The organism is Burkholderia sp. WP9, from assembly GCF_900104795.1.
Taxonomy (GTDB): Bacteria; Pseudomonadota; Gammaproteobacteria; order Burkholderiales; family Burkholderiaceae; genus Paraburkholderia.
Map to the genome: position 1 here is coordinate 905,654 of NZ_FNTG01000002.1, position 15,125 is coordinate 920,778.

Sequence of the window (15,125 nt, forward strand, 5' to 3'; positions counted from 1 at the left end):
TGGAGACCTGGCAGCAGACAGCAAACGGGCGCGGCGCGCGACACGTGCAGCCGCCGCGCTCGAGATTTCAGCATAACCATAACGACACGCCATATTGGAGGAAGACACCATGACTACCCGTTCGAACGCCCCGCAGGGCATCAGCCGCCGCACCTTTCTGAAAGCCGGCGCCACCTTGTCCGCAGCCGTGCCTTTGTGGAGCGTCTCGCGACGCGCCATGGCCGCGCCCGAGTTTTCGTACAAGCTCGCCACCGGCCAGGATCCGACTCATCCGGTGAATATCCGCGCCCAGGAGGCGATCAATCACATTCGTGAAGCGACCAACGGCCGCCTCGATATCAAGCTGTTTCCGCAGAACCAGCTCGGCTCCGACACCGACCTGCTTTCTCAAGTGCGCAATGGCGGCGTGGAGTTCTTCAACCAGGCGTCGTCGATTCTCGCGACCCTCACGCCGGCTGCGGGCATCGTCAACACCGGTTTCGCGTTCAAGGACTACGACGCGGTGTGGAAAGCGATGGACGGCGATCTCGGCAATTACATTCGCGCGCAGATCGCCAAGTCCGGCATCGTGTCGGTCAGCAAGGTGTGGGACAACGGCTTCCGGCAGATCAGTTCGTCCACCCGTGCGCTGCGTGCGCCCGCCGATCTGAAGGGCTTCAAGATCCGCGTGCCTCAGGCGCCGATGCTGACGTCGCTCTTCAAGGCACTCGATGCGGGCCCGGCGCCGATCAACTTCAACGAACTATATTCGGCCCTGCAGACCGGCGTGGTGGAAGGCCAGGAGAATCCACTGCCGATCATCGCCACCGCCAAGCTCTATGAAGTGCAGAAGTACATCAGCCTCACGTCGCATGTGTGGGACGGTTACTGGATTCTCGGCAACCGCGCCGCGTGGGAACGGCTGCCGGCGGATATCCGCACCATCGTCACGCGCGAATTCGAAAAGGCCGCGATGCTGCAACGCGCGGACATCGCCAAGCTGAGCAGTTCGCTGCGCGACGATCTGAAAACCAAGGGCATTACTTTCATCGACGTGGATCGCGAGTCATTCCGCGGCGCGCTGGCCAAGACGAGCTTCTACCACGACTGGAAGAGCAAATACGGCGACGAAGCCTGGAGCCTGCTGGAGAAGTCCGTCGGAAAACTGGGGTGATGCGATGATCTCGATCTCTTATTCGCACGAGCGGCAGCACCGTTTCGCCTGTGCGCTCGATTCCGCGCTCGGGCATCTGGTGGAGATACCCGCTGCCCTGCTGGTGCTCGCGGAAATCGCCGTGCTGCTCGCGGGGGTGACGAGCCGCTATCTGCTGCACTCGCCGCTCGTGTGGTCCGACGAACTCGCCTCGATGCTGTTCCTCTGGCTCGCCATGCTCGGCGCCGTGATCGCCTTGCGGCGCGGCGAGCATATGCGGATGACGGCGCTGGTCGGCATGGCGCCGCCGGGCGTGCGCGCATTTCTCGACGTGGTGGCGATCGCCGCGCCGATCGCGTTTCTCGCGATGGTGATCGGCCCGGCGATCAGCTTCGCGCAGGACGAGTCGTTCATCACCACACCCGCGCTCGAACTCTCGAACTCGTGGCGCGCCGCCGCGTTGCCGATCGGCTCGGCGCTGATGCTGCTGGTCGCGGTGGTGCGGCTCGCGCGGCTCGGCAACTGGCGTCTCGTGCTGGGCGCGCTCGCGACGGTCGGCGCGCTGGTCGGCGTCTTCATCGCGCTCGGGCCGGTGTTGCGCGACCTCGGCAATGTGAACCTGCTGATCTTCTTCGTCGGCCTCGTGGCGCTCGGCGTGCTGAGCGGCGTGCCGATCGCGTTTTCGTTCGGACTCGCCACCTTCGGCTATCTCGCGCTGACCACCAACACGCCGATGCCGGTCGTCGTGGGCCGGATGGACGAAGGCATGTCGCATCTGATCCTGCTCTCCGTGCCGCTCTTCGTGTTCCTCGGCCAGTTGATCGAGATGACCGGCATGGCCGCGGCGATGATCGCGTTTCTCGCGAGCCTGCTGGGTCACGTGCGCGGCGGTCTCTCTTACGTGCTGGTCGGCGCCATGTATCTGGTGTCCGGCATCTCGGGATCGAAAGCCGCCGATATGGCGGCGGTCGCGCCGGTGCTGTTTCCGGAGATGAAAGCGCGCGGCGCGAAACCGGGCGATCTGGTGGCGCTGCTCGCCGCGACCGGTGCGCAGACCGAGACGATTCCACCGAGCCTCGTGCTGATCACGCTCGGCTCGGTGACCGGCGTGTCGATCTCGGCGCTCTTCACGGGCGGCATGCTGCCGGGCATCGTGCTGGCTATTACGTTGTGCATCGTCGTGCAGTGGCGTTATCGGCGCGAGGACATGTCGAACGTCAAACGTGCAACGCGCGGCGAGATTCTGCGCAAACTGGTGATCGCGTTTCCGGCGCTCGCGCTGCCGTTCGTGATTCGCGCGGCGGTGGTCGAAGGCATCGCGACGGCGACCGAAGTTTCCACCATCGGCATTGCTTATGCGGTGCTGGCCGGCTTGCTGATCTATCGCCGTTTCGAGTGGCAGCGGCTCAAGCCCATGCTGATCGATACCGCCACGCTGTCCGGCGCGATCCTGCTGATCATCGGCTCGGCCACCGCAATGGCATGGGCGTTGACGCAATCCGGCTTCTCGGGCCAGCTCGCGCAGACCCTGGGCGCGTTGCCGGGCGGCGCGGCGATGTTCATGGCGGCCTCGATCTGCGTGTTCGTGATCCTCGGCAGCGTGCTCGAAGGCATTCCGGCCATCGTGCTGTTCGGCCCGCTGATGTTCCCGATCGCGCGCGCCATGCATATCCACGACGTGCATTACGCGATGGTTGTGATTCTCTCGATGGGCGTGGGCCTGTTCGCGCCGCCGTTCGGCGTGGGCTACTACTCTGCTTGCGCGGTGAGCCGCATCCATCCCGACGAAGGCATGAAACCGATTCTCGGTTACATCGCCGCGTTGATGGTCGGCCTGATCATCGTGGCCGCCGTGCCGTGGATTTCGACGGGGTTCCTGCATTGAGCCGTTGATCCCCTGAAGCGCGAGGCATGCGCCGCGCTGCCTCGCGCGATGTTCTTCAGCACGCTTTTTTCGCCTGCTTCTTCGGGCCGCTTATTTGGGCCGCTTATTTGGGCCGCTTATTTGGGCTGCCTAATCAGGCCGCTCATTTGGGTCGCTTCGTCCAAGTTATCTATTGCCGCCCGCTGCACGTAACGCAGCGGCGTAGAGGAGCCTTTTGCCATGTCCACCACCGAAGCCACGTCTGCCGCACCGAACACCGCGCTTCCATCACTCACGCCGCTGTCGCGCGCCGCTCCCGCTGCCGCTCAGCCCGCGCCCTTGCCGTTGGCCGACGCGATCCGCTTCCTTTCCATCGACGCGATTCTGCGCGCCAGCGAAGGTCATCAGGGCGTGCCGCTCGGCATGGCCGAAATCGCGACCGCGCTGTTCACCCGCCACCTGAAATTCAATCCCGCCGATCCGACCTGGCCCGATCGCGACCGCTTCGTGCTGTCGAACGGTCACGGCTCGCTGCTGCTCTACGCGCTGCTGTATCTCACCGGCTATGACGCCATCGGTCTCGAGCAGATCAAGACCTTCCGCGAACTCGGCTCCCATTGCGCGGGCCACCCCGAGTACGAACCGGCGCACGGTATCGAGGCCACCACCGGCCCGCTCGGCCAGGGCATTGCCAACGCGTTCGGCATGGCCATTGCCGAAGCGTATCTCGCGGCGAAGTTCGGCAGCGAGCTCGTCGACCACTACACGTATGCATTCGTCGGTGACGGCTGTCTGCAGGAAGGCATCGGCCAGGAAATGATTTCGCTCGCCGGGCATCTGCAGCTGGGCAAGCTGATTCTCTGCTGGGACGACAACCAGATCACCGACGACGGCAGCACTTCCCTCTCCATCAGCGAGGACGTCTGCGCGCGCTTTCGCGTGGGCGGCTGGCAGGTCATCGAAGTCGACGGGCACGATCTCGAAGCCGTGTCGGCGGCGCTGACGATCGCCCGCTCGGACCCGCGACCTTCGATGATCGCGTGCAAAACCGTGATCGGCCGCGGCATTGCGCGTTTGCAAGGACAGCGTGGCGGCCACAGCGGCAAGCTGTTCCAGACAGACGCGGACGCGGCGCGCGACACCCTTGGCTGGCCGCACGCGCCGTTCGAGATACCCGCGGAGACTCTCGCAGCATGGCGCGCGGCAGGACGGCGTAGCGACCCGCAGTATTACGCATGGCACAAACGTCTCGCCGCGCTGCCCGCCGCAGAGCAGGACGAGTTCGAACGGGTCCTGTCGGGCCACCTGCCGCAAGGCTGGCGCGACGTGCTCGACGACTACCGCAAATGCGCCGTGGAGCGCGGAGAACCGCAACCCGGCATCACCGTCTCGGGCGAGATCAGCGATCTGCTCGCGCCGCTGTTGCCGGAACGCATGGTCGGCTGTGCCGATCTCGAAGCGCCCACGGGCCACAAGCGTCAGTTGCATGCGTTTACCGCCGAGGACCATAGCGGCGCCTACGTTCACTGCGGCGTGCGCGAACACGTGATGGGCGCGATGGCCAACGGCATGGCGGCGCACGGCGGCGTGATCGCGACGAGCGTCACCTATCTCGCGTTCTCGGACTATCAGCGGCCGGCCATGCGCATGGCGGCGCTGATGGGCCTGCCGGTGCACTTCGTGTTCAGCCATGATTCGATTGGCGTCGGCAAGAATGGGCCGACGCATCAGCCCGTCGAAATTCTCGCCTCGCTGCGCGCGATGCCGAACATGCGCGTGTTGCGTCCCGCCGATGCCGTCGAGGCCGCCGAGTGCTGGGCGCTCGCACTCGAACATCGGCGCGGGCCGAGCACGCTGGTGTTCGCGCGCCAGGCGCTGCCGCTGGTGCGCACGGCACATAGCGCCGCACCGTTGTCGCAACGCGGCGCTTACGTGCTGGCCGAGGCCGAAGGCGGAGCGCGCGCCGTGACGCTGCTCGCAACCGGCTCTGAAGTCGCGTTGGCCTTGCAGGCGCGCGGCCAATTGCAGGACGAAGGCATCGCGACGGCCGTGGTGTCCATGCCGTGCTGGGAGATTTTCGACGAGCAGGACGACGCCTATCGTGCCGCCGTGCTCGGTCCGGGCACCGTGCGGATCGGCGTGGAAGCGGCATTGCGTTTCGGCTGGGACCGTTATCTCGGCGAGCGTGGCGGCTTTGTCGGCATGACGGGCTTCGGCGCGTCCGCCTCGGCCGAGACGCTGTACGAGCATTTCGGCATCACCTCGCAGCACATTGTCGCTGAAGCGAAGCGGCATCTGTAAATCATCGGATACCTAATCATGCATAAGATCGTTTTTCTGGACCGCACGACCCTCGCGCCGCAGATCGTGCTGCGCGAGCCGCGCTTCGAGCATCAGTTGATCGAGCACGACCGCACTGCGCCGGATCAATTGCTCAAGCGGCTCGCCGGCGCGTCGATTGCGATCACCAACAAGGTCGCGCTGACGAGTGAAGTGCTGGAGCAATTGCCGGAGCTGAAACTCATCGCGGTGGCGGCGACCGGCACGGACTGCGTCGACAAGGCCGCCGCTCAGCGGCTCGGCATTGCAGTGAGCAATATTCGCGGCTATGCGATCAACACTGTGCCAGAGCACACGTTCGCGCTGATCCTCGCGCTGCGGCGCAATCTGGTCGCCTATCGCGACGACGTGCTCGCCGGCGAGTGGCAAAAATCCGGGCAGTTCTGTTTCTTCACGCACGCGATTCACGATCTGGCCGGCGCGCGGCTAGGCATCATCGGCGAAGGGGTGCTTGGGCAGCGCGTGGCGGAGTTGGGCAAGGCATTCGGCATGCAGCCGATGTTCGCCGCGCACAAAGGACGCGAAGGGCTCGGTCCGCTTTACACGCCATGGGACGAAGTGCTCGCGACCAGCGACGTCATCACCGTGCACAGCCCGCTCACGCCGCACACGCGCAACATGCTCGCCATGCCCGAGTTTCGCGCGATGAAGCGCCGGCCGTTGATCATCAACACGGCGCGCGGCGGCCTCGTGGATGAAGCCGCGCTCGTGCAGGCGCTCGACGAAGGTCTGATCAGCGGCGCGGGCTTCGACGTGACCGCGGGCGAGCCGCCCGCCGACGATAATCCGTTGTTGCGCGCGGCCAACCGGCCGAACGTGATTCTCACGCCGCATGTGGCATGGGCGTCGGACGAGGCGCAGCAGAGCCTCGCCAATCAGTTGATGGACAACATCGAGAACTTCGTCAGCGGTGCGCCGACGAATCTGGTGAGTGGCGCGTATTGAGCCACGGCCCAGCCATTGCCAAGTCACTGCCACGCCACAGCCGCGCCGCCGACTCATCGCGCGGCGCGGCTAATGACATCAGACGCCGCCTCAACCCTGGCGGAAAATCGGCGCACCCCACGGTGCGCCGGTCGTGCCGCCATCCACGACGATCTCCGCACCCGTCATTCCCGACGCATCGTCGGAAGCGAGGAACAGCACGGCCGCCGCGACTTCTTCCGGCGCGGCGAGGCGCGCCATCGGCACGCGCGGCGCAAGGGCCTGTTCGGTTCCGTCGAGCGTGGCGCCCGCGCGTGCGCCACGCGTCCAGATCGGCGTGCGCGTGCCGCCCGGGATCACGGTATTCACGCGAATACCGCGCTGCACCAACTCCGACGCGAACACCTTCGCCATCCCCGTGATGCCGGCCTTGGTGGCCGAATACGCCGCCGAGCCCGGTGAGCCGAGTTCGCGCATCACCGAGCCGTTCAACACGACCGCGCCCCCCTCGCTCATCAACGGCAGTGCGGCTTGCACCGTCAGGAAGACCGCCGTCAGATTGGTGCGAAGAATGGCCTCGAACGCCGCGCCCGTGGTGCCGCCGAGCGGCGTGGGCCCGGAGATGCCGGCATTCGCGAACACGATATCCAGCGACCCGAATTTGCTCTTGATCTGTTCGAACAACGCGCCGATTTCCGCTTCGTCGTCCAGGTTGGCCTTTACGCCCAGCGCGTTTTCGCCGAGTTCGGACACGGCCTGATCCAGCTTCGCGCTATCGCGGCCGGTGATCACCACGCGGGCGCCTTCGGCAATCAGCCGCTTCGCCGTGACGAAACCAATGCCGCTATTGCCGCCGGTCACCAACGCTGTTTTTCCGTTGAATCGCATCATCTCTCTCCTTGATTGCGCCGCCGGAGCGCCGGAAAGCCCGGTCGCGCGACGCCTGTAACAGTCGAGCGGCCAAAAAGCCGCCGCATACGGACATCCGCGAAAGACGCCCTCGCCCAACAATCTGCATGTTGATCATCATGCACATTTTCAGTATTATGCTCGTCATGCAGATTGTCAAGAGGGGTGACGGAGATGGGCTACTCGCAGGCGCAAAAAGCAGAAAGCCGGCAGCGTGTGCTGGAAACAGCCGCACGGCAGATCCGGGAAGACGGGATCGAGGCGCTCGGGGTGGCGGACTGCATGCGGCGCGCGGGGCTCACCCATGGCGCGTTCTACGGCCACTTCGAGTCGCGTGACGCGCTGATCGTCGAGGCGCTGGAATATGCGGTCGCACAGAGCGAGAAACGGATCGCCGCTACACTCGCGGCGGCGAACGGCAACGGGTCCGCAAAGAAAGAACCGCTGCAGACGATCGCCGAGATGTTCCTCAGTGAGAAGCACATCAGGAATCCGGGTAACGGCTGCGCGCTGTGCGCGCTTGCCGGCGAAGCACGGCATGCGGCACCGGAAGTTCGCGAGAGTCTTACGCAATACGTGCACAAGCTGGCAGCACGCATCGCGCAGACGTTGGCGGGCCATAGCGAGAGCCTCGCGCTCGGCATTGTCGCGACCATCGTCGGCGCGGTGACGCTCGCGCGTGCCGTCGACGACCCCGAACTCGCGAGATCGATTCTCGCCGGCTCGCTCGATCTGATCGTCGCGCAAGGCGGGGAGGCTTAGTCGAGCACCTTGGCGGCTCCGGCCAGCACGCGCCACGCCGAAGCCGCTTTCTCAACGCATGGGCGTGCTTATGCGCTGGCGTTCGATGTTTAGCTGAAACAGTCAGTTCGCACAGCGCGGGGTCGTTGCTAGGATGGTCGATTGGCCTTCCCTTCAGACTCGACTCAAGGACTATGAATCATGGCGCTGCTCAACAGACGGGCTTTCATTCGCGTCGCGCTGGCTTCCTCGCTTACCACGCTCGCGGCGCGCGGCTACGCGCAAACATCGGCCACGAATGGCGAGCCGGTCGCGCTGCGGATCGGCTATCAGAAGTCGTCGACGTTGATCACGCTGCTCAAGGCGCGTGGGTCGCTCGACAAAGCGCTTGCGCCGTTGGGGGTGCGCGTTTCCTGGAATGAGTTTTCGAGCGGCCTGCCCTTGACCGAAGCACTCAATGTCGAGGCCGTCGATTTCAGCGCGGACGTTGCCGACACGGTCCCGATCTTCGCTCAAGCCGCGCATGCGCGCTTCGTCTATGTAGCGCAGGAAGCGCCTTCACCGGCGGCCCAGGCGATCATCGTCAAACAGGACAGCGCGCTGCGCACGCTCGCCGATCTCAAGGGCAAGCGCATTGCCGTGACCAAAGCCGCCGGCAGCCACTACCTGTTGCTTGCGGCGCTTATCAAGGCGGGCCTCGCGCCCGCCGATGTTCGAATCAGCTACCTCACGCCGGCCGACGGCCGCGCGGCCTTCGAGCGCGGCAGCGTCGATGCGTGGGTCACGTGGGATCCGTACGTGGCATCCGTCGACCGCGACGCCGGCGTACGCATTCTCGCGGACGGCAAGGGACTCGCGTCGTACCAGCGCTACTACCTCGCGTCGAACCGGTTCGCGGCGGCCCATCCCGAAGTCATCCAGATCGTATTCGATCAGTTGACCCAGGCAGGCGATTGGCTGCGCGCACATCCTCAGGAAGCAGCGCAAACACTCGCGCCGATCTGGGGGCTCGACGCCGCCACGATCGAACGCGCGAATGGCCGCCGCAGTTATCTGGTGCGCCCCGTTCTTGCACAGAATTTCGGTGAGCAGCAAAAGATCGCGGATACGTTCTTCCAGGCCGGCTTGTTGCCCGCCAAAGTCGAGACCGCACAGGCGCAACGTTGGGACTTCGGCGCGAAACGCGGAGAGCCGGCGGGCAGTTGATGAACCAGTTGATGGCCCAACTGACGGGGGGTGTCAAAACAGTGTCAATACGTGTGGAGAAAACCGAATAAATCGCATTGCAAAACGCCCGCGCAGAATGTTTTTTGGCGGTCGATTATCATGGTTCGATCATCTCACTCGAACGACTCGGTGTTGGATATGACGAATACAGGCAAGGCGTTGATAATCGCGCTGGTTCTGGTGGACGTGGGATTCATCTCTTACCAGCTTCTCCCTAAAGGCAATCACTCCGAAGCCGCGCCAGACACGGTGACGGCCAATTCGGTCACGGCGTCGGCAGCCGGTTCGCGAGTGGACGGCACGCACGTGAGCGCGGGCAATGTGGTGTCCACTTCGCCATCTGCGAATAGCACGGGCGAGATCACGGCCGCGCCGCAGCCAATCAAACCGGCTCCCATCGCCAATGACGCGCAAGCGCGGCCGCAAACATCGCGGCATAAACAGCCAGGCCGCGCGTTGGCACCGGCGGATGCGCGCGAGTCCGTCGCCGCGAAAGCAGATACCGCGCAGCCGGTTGCCCATGCGCGCGCCGATCTGACCCGGCACGGCTCGAATGCCGTCGCGGCGGCCATGACGGAGCAGCTTGTCAAGGAATCGTCCAAACCCGACCCGTCGTTGCCGATGCCGCCGCAAACGCAGACGCAGACGCAAACGCAGACTCAATCCGCGCCGGTCGGCCAGGATCACCACGGCTCGAACCCCGTCGGCGCCGCGATGACGCAGGCACTGGTGCGGGAATCCGCCCGGGTCAATCCAGCTTCTTCGCAAACGCCGTCGACAACACCGAGTGGTACGCAGTAAGACTGCAGTCCGAAACACTTTTGACGCTCGCGTGCCTCCACGCGGCGTCCCCGGCTGCCACGGCTCAATGCGCCAGAAAGTCCACCACCATGCGGTTGAATTTTTCCGCATGCTCCCACTGCGCCCAGTGGCCGCAGCGGCTGAAAATATGCATTTCGGCGTTCTGCATGCCGGCAACCAGACGCAAACCCACATCCATCGGCACGAAACGATCGTCGCGCCCCCAGATCACGAGCGTCGGCGCCGCAATCTCGCCAAGACGCGGTCCGAAGTCGTTGAACTGCTTCGGATTGGCCGCGAGACTCTTCACAAAGTTTTCCAGATGATCGCGGCGCGCCAGCATATTGTCGAGCCGCGCCTGCATGAGATCGTCGGTCAACGCTTTGGTGTCGAACACGAAGACGTTCATCATCCGTTTCAGGTTTTCGATCGTCGGTTCGCGATAGAGGCCTTGCAGCAGCTTGATGCCTTCCGTCGGCATCGGCACGAACTGACTGGGGCCACCGGTTCCGCCACCCATCAACACCAGTTTGCCGACACGCTGTGGATTGGCGAGCGCGAACGCGACGGCGCTATGGCCGCCCATCGAATTACCAATGATGTGCGCGCGTTCAATGTCGAGCGAATCGAGCAAACCCTTCAGCGAACACGCGTTGAGTTCGGAGCGCGAGCCGTCGCACACAACCGGGTCGCTTTTGCTCCAGCCCAGGCAGTCCATCAGGATGACCCGATAACCCGCGGCGACGAGCGGTTCGACATTCCGGTTGAAGTTCGCCCAGCCGCTCGCACCCGGGCCCGAGCCATGCAGCATCACCACCGTTTCGGCGCCCTGCCCGACGTCGTTGTAGTGCAACTGCACTTCCCGCTCGCCTTCCTTGATACGCACGAATTGGCTGGTCGATGCTTCGGTGATTGCCGATACATTCGAGGTCATGTTGCTTTCCTTGATCTGATGAGAGTTGATTGACCGCGCACGTCGCACAGTCGTGCGCGGATAGCATTGGCGGCGCTATTGAAGCGATGAACGTTATTGCGCGGTAGCCGGCGCATAAACCGGCGCGGACTTGCCGACGACGAGCCAAGCCGCGACCGCCGCAACGGCGATCAGCGGAATGCTCGCGCTGAGCAACACGGAGGCGCTCTGTCCGATCGCGAGCAGTTGCCCGGCGATCAAAGGCCCGAGAATCGAGCCCATGCGCCCCACCGCGACCGCGGCGCCCACGCCGGTGCCGCGCACTTGTGTCGGATAGATGCTGCTCGCGAGCGCATACAACACCGACTGTCCTCCGACCAGAAACAGGCCGGCGAGCAGGCCGCCGCACGCCATCGATACGCTGCCGCTTGCCGCCACGAGCGCGGCCAGCGCCGCGGCGATGCCGAGATACATGCCGGTCACGGTGCGGCGCTTGCCGATGCGATCCATCAGGCTTGCGATCACGATGGCCCCAATGCCGCCGCCGATGTTGAACATCATCTGCACGACGCTCGATTGCACGCGCGAGAGTCCGCGGCTCAGCACGAGCGACGGCAGCCAGTTGATCAGGAAGTACAGCACGATCAACGTGCCCAGGTAGCTGATCCACAATGCGACTGTCGTGCCGGCCCGCCCTTCCTTCCACAATGCCTGCGCGATGCCGGACGGTGCCTCGCCCACTCCACGCGCGCCGGCCACGCCCGAGCGCGCGGCGACGAAATGCGCCGACTCGCGCATGAAGATCGCCAGCAACGGCAACACGAGCAGCGGCCCAACCCCGCCGACATAGAAGATATGCCGCCAGCTCTCATCGCCCGGACTCACGATGCCGATCACCGCCGCGAGCGCCGCACCGAACGGCATGCCGCAATACATCGCGCCGACTGCGGTGTTGCGTTGATCCGGCGACGCCGCTTCGGCGCACAACGCGATCAGGTTTGGCATCGCGGCGCCAAGCCCGAGCCCGGTGAGAAAGCGCGCGGCCAACAGGCTGTTCAAGTCCCACACCTGCGTAGTGGCAATCGAAAACAGGCCGAACAGCGCGACCGACAGCATCAGCACGCGCTTGCGGCCGAGCTTGTCGGCGAGCCTTCCGCCGATCGCCGTGCCGGGCAGCAGGCCGAGCGCGCCGATGCTGAATGCCCAGCCCATCTGCGCGACCGCGAGATGAAACTCGCGAGCCATGCGTGGCGCCGCGACGCCGGTCGATTGCAGATCCAGCCCTTCCAGCAATGCGACGATCAGGCATAAGCCGATCGTGACGGCGCCGGTGGCGCGAGGGTTGTTTGATCGCTGCATGAAAAGTCTCCAATGTGTTTTCAGCATCGCTCTTGGCGGCGATAACGCTGGGTTGAGGTCGGCGGCGCAGGCGGCCGCCATGCTTCCAGACAAATGCGCTAGACGCCGGCCGCGCGCTTCAGGTCCAGCGCCACGTCGACGATCATGTCTTCCTGGCCGCCGACCATGCGCCGCTTGCCCAGTTCGACCAGAATGTCGACGGCTTTCAGGCCGTACTTCTTCGCGGCCACTTCGGAGTGCCGCAGAAAGCTCGAATACACGCCCGCGTAACCGAGCGCCAGGGTTTCCCGGTCCACGCGCACCGGACGGTCCTGCAACGGCCGCACGATATCGTCGGCGGCATCCATCAACGTGTAGAGATCGGTGCCGTGGTGCCAGCCGGCGCGTTCGGCCGCGGCAATGAACACCTCCAGCGGCGCGTTGCCCGCTCCCGCCCCCATGCCCGCCAGACTCGCATCGATGCGGTCGCAACCTTCTTCCACTGCGACCAGCGAGTTCGCGACGCCGAGGCTCAGGTTGTGGTGCGCGTGCATGCCGGTCTTCGTCTCCGGCTTGAGCACGGCCTTCAATGCGCGAAAGCGCGCGCGCACGTCGTTCATGTTCATCGCGCCGCCGGAGTCGACAACGTAGATGCATGTCGCACCGTACTGCTCCATCTTCTTCGCTTCGACGGCGAGGTTTTCCGGCGTGGTCATGTGGCTCATCATCAGGAAGCCAACCGTGTCCATGCCGAGTTCGCGCGCGTATTCGATGTGCTGCTTCGAGATGTCCGCCTCGGTGCAGTGCGTGGCGACCCGCACGATGCGCGCGCCGGCCTGGTACGCCGCCTTCAGATCGTGAATCGTGCCGATGCCGGGCAACAGCAGCGTCGCGATCTGCGCGTGTCCGACCACGTCCGCCACCGCTTCGATCCATTCGAGATCGCTATGCGCGCCGAAGCCGTAGTTGAAACTCGATCCTTGCAAGCCGTCGCCATGCGCGACCTCGATGCTGTCCACTTTCGCCTTGTCGAGCGCGCGGGCAATCTGCTGCACGTTGTCGATCGAATACTGATGACGGATCGCGTGGCTGCCGTCGCGCAGCGTCACGTCGGAGATATAGAGTTTTCTGTCCATGAGATGCGTCTCCTTATGCCTGAACCAGGGATTGCGCCATGCGCTCAGCGGTCGCGAGCGCAGCCGAGGTCATGATGTCGAGATTGCCCGCATACGCCGGCAGATAATGTGCGGCGCCTTCCACCTCGATGAACACCGAAGTCTTCAATCCGCTGAAACGGCCGAGGCCCGGAATGTTCAACGGCGCGTCCACGGCGATCTCGTCGAACTGCACCTTCTGCTTCAGGCGGTAGCCCGGCACATAGGCATTCACGGCAGCGGCCATGGCTTCGATCGAGGCTTCCACTTGTGCGCGGTCGGCGAGATCGGACAGCACATAGACCGTATCGCGCATCATCACAGGCGGCTCGGCCGGATTGAGCACGATGATCGCTTTGCCTTTGGCGGCGCCGCCCACCGCTTCGATCGCCTTCGCGGTGGTTTCGGTGAACTCGTCGATATTCGCGCGCGTGCCTGGGCCGGCCGACTTGCTGCTGATCGACGCGACGATTTCCGCGTAGTGCACCTTCGCCACGCGCGAAACCGCGGCCACCATCGGAATCGTGGCCTGACCGCCGCACGTCACCATGTTGACGTTGCGGCTGTCGAGATGCGCGTCGAGATTCACCACCGGCACGCAGTACGGACCGATCGCGGCCGGCGTCAGGTCGATCAGGCGGATGCCCGGTTTCAGCGCGCGCAGGTACGCGTCGTTCTTCACATGCGCGCCAGCCGAGGTGGCGTCGAACACGAAGTCGATGTCGTTGAACACAGGAAGGCGCGTCAGTCCTTCCACGCCTTCATGCGTGGTCGCGACGCCCAGCCGCGCTGCGCGCGCGAGACCGTCGGATGCCGCGTCGATGCCGACCATCGCCGCCATTTCCAGATGCTCGCTGTGCCGCATGATCTTGATCATCAGATCGGTGCCGATGTTGCCAGAGCCGATGATCGCGGCCTTGAGTTTTTCGCTTGCCATGTCAGTCCTCAATCGGGTGATTGCTTATGCGGAGAAAATCGCGCGAACGCTGCCGAGGCCTTCGATCTGCGCACTGAAAGTGCCGGACCGCGTCACCGCGACCATCGGACCGAGCGCGCCGGTCATCAGAACGTCGCCGGCTCGCAGCGGCGTGCCGAGCTGCTGCATGCGGTCCGCGAGCCACACGGCGGCGTTCAGCGGATTGCCCAGACACGCCGCGCCGTTGCCGCGCGAGAGCGTTTCGGCGTCGTTCGAGAGGGTCATCGCGCAGGCCGCCAGATCGACGTCGCGCAGCAATACCGGCCGGCTGCCGAGCACGAAACGCGCGCTCGATGCGTTGTCTGCGACGGTATCGACGAAGCGGATATTCCATCCTTCGATGCGGCTGTCCACGACTTCAATGGCGGCGACCGCGTAGGCCGTCGCGCGAATCAGGTCGGCGTAGGTGTGTTTTTCATGCGTGAGGTCGTGTTCGAGTACGAGTGCGATTTCCGCTTCGACCTTCGGCTGGATCAGTTCGCCGAGCGCGATCGGCTGGTTGTCGCCGTAGGCCATCGACGCAAACAGCGCGCCGAAGTCCGGTTGGTCGACGCCGAGTTGGCGCTGCACCGCGGGCGAGGTCAGACCGATCTTGCGGCCAACGATGCGCTCGCCCGCCGCCACTCGCGCCTCGACGTTGATCTGTTGCACCATGTAGGCGAATCCGGCGGCGGTGGCCGGATTCAAATGGGTGAAGCGCTCGTCGTCGCGCAACGGCGCGATGGTCTGACGCGTGCGTTCGGATTCGCGCAGCCGCAGGGCCAGCGCTTCAGCATTGCTTCGTTGGGTCAGGGTCATGGCGGGTT

Annotated in this window: 13 protein-coding genes; 7 read left to right on the top strand and 6 right to left on the bottom strand. The window is 64.6% G+C overall.

Going from position 1 to position 15,125, the window contains the following annotated elements:
• Positions 1-109: 109 nt before the first annotated feature.
• From BLW71_RS25365 to BLW71_RS25380, 4 genes are all read left to right on the top strand, one after another.
• Complete coding sequence (locus BLW71_RS25365; protein WP_091803200.1) at positions 110-1,153, top strand: TRAP transporter substrate-binding protein; 1,044 nt, start codon at positions 110-112, stop codon at positions 1,151-1,153.
• A gap of 4 nt (positions 1,154-1,157) precedes the next feature.
• Positions 1,158-3,017 (top strand): TRAP transporter large permease, encoded by a 1,860-nt coding sequence (locus tag BLW71_RS25370; RefSeq protein ID WP_091803203.1) that lies wholly within the window; start codon positions 1,158-1,160, stop codon positions 3,015-3,017.
• A gap of 219 nt (positions 3,018-3,236) precedes the next feature.
• Entirely contained in the window at positions 3,237-5,297 is a 2,061-nt protein-coding gene (gene tkt, locus BLW71_RS25375) for a transketolase (protein ID WP_286162095.1), read from the top strand.
• Positions 5,298-5,315: 18 nt separating this feature from the next.
• Positions 5,316-6,281: a D-2-hydroxyacid dehydrogenase gene (locus BLW71_RS25380; RefSeq protein WP_091803206.1), complete on the top strand. Its 966-nt coding sequence runs from the start codon at positions 5,316-5,318 to the stop codon at positions 6,279-6,281.
• Positions 6,282-6,371: 90 nt separating this feature from the next.
• Here the strand turns inward: BLW71_RS25380 and BLW71_RS25385 are convergent, their stop codons facing one another.
• Positions 6,372-7,148: an SDR family NAD(P)-dependent oxidoreductase gene (locus tag BLW71_RS25385; RefSeq protein WP_091803209.1), complete on the bottom strand. Its 777-nt coding sequence runs from the start codon at positions 7,146-7,148 to the stop codon at positions 6,372-6,374.
• A gap of 195 nt (positions 7,149-7,343) precedes the next feature.
• On the opposite strand from BLW71_RS25385, the gene BLW71_RS25390 reads away from it, so the two are divergent.
• The 3 genes from BLW71_RS25390 to BLW71_RS25400 all read left to right on the top strand — a co-directional run bounded on the left by BLW71_RS25390 (position 7,344) and on the right by BLW71_RS25400 (position 9,938).
• Positions 7,344-7,931 (top strand): TetR/AcrR family transcriptional regulator, encoded by a 588-nt coding sequence (locus BLW71_RS25390; protein WP_091803212.1) that lies wholly within the window; start codon positions 7,344-7,346, stop codon positions 7,929-7,931.
• A gap of 180 nt (positions 7,932-8,111) precedes the next feature.
• Entirely contained in the window at positions 8,112-9,116 is a 1,005-nt protein-coding gene (locus BLW71_RS25395; RefSeq protein ID WP_091803214.1) for an aliphatic sulfonate ABC transporter substrate-binding protein, read from the top strand.
• Positions 9,117-9,275: 159 nt separating this feature from the next.
• Positions 9,276-9,938, top strand: a complete 663-nt coding sequence (locus BLW71_RS25400) for a hypothetical protein (protein ID WP_286162097.1) — start codon at positions 9,276-9,278, stop codon at positions 9,936-9,938.
• A gap of 64 nt (positions 9,939-10,002) precedes the next feature.
• Here BLW71_RS25400 and BLW71_RS25405 read toward each other — a convergent pair whose 3' ends face one another.
• From BLW71_RS25405 to BLW71_RS25425, 5 genes are all read right to left on the bottom strand, one after another.
• Positions 10,003-10,872, bottom strand: coding sequence for an alpha/beta fold hydrolase (locus tag BLW71_RS25405; protein ID WP_091803220.1), 870 nt, complete (start codon positions 10,870-10,872; stop codon positions 10,003-10,005).
• A gap of 93 nt (positions 10,873-10,965) precedes the next feature.
• Positions 10,966-12,210, bottom strand: a complete 1,245-nt coding sequence (mhpT, locus tag BLW71_RS25410) for a 3-(3-hydroxy-phenyl)propionate transporter MhpT (protein WP_091803223.1) — start codon at positions 12,208-12,210, stop codon at positions 10,966-10,968.
• 98 nt (positions 12,211-12,308) lie between these two features.
• Positions 12,309-13,325, bottom strand: a complete 1,017-nt coding sequence (gene dmpG / locus BLW71_RS25415; RefSeq protein WP_091803227.1) for a 4-hydroxy-2-oxovalerate aldolase — start codon at positions 13,323-13,325, stop codon at positions 12,309-12,311.
• A 13-nt stretch (positions 13,326-13,338) separates the two neighbouring features.
• Positions 13,339-14,280 (bottom strand): acetaldehyde dehydrogenase (acetylating), encoded by a 942-nt coding sequence (locus BLW71_RS25420; protein WP_091803230.1) that lies wholly within the window; start codon positions 14,278-14,280, stop codon positions 13,339-13,341.
• A gap of 24 nt (positions 14,281-14,304) precedes the next feature.
• Entirely contained in the window at positions 14,305-15,117 is an 813-nt protein-coding gene (locus BLW71_RS25425) for a 2-keto-4-pentenoate hydratase (RefSeq protein ID WP_218157131.1), read from the bottom strand.
• Positions 15,118-15,125: the final 8 nt, after the last annotated feature.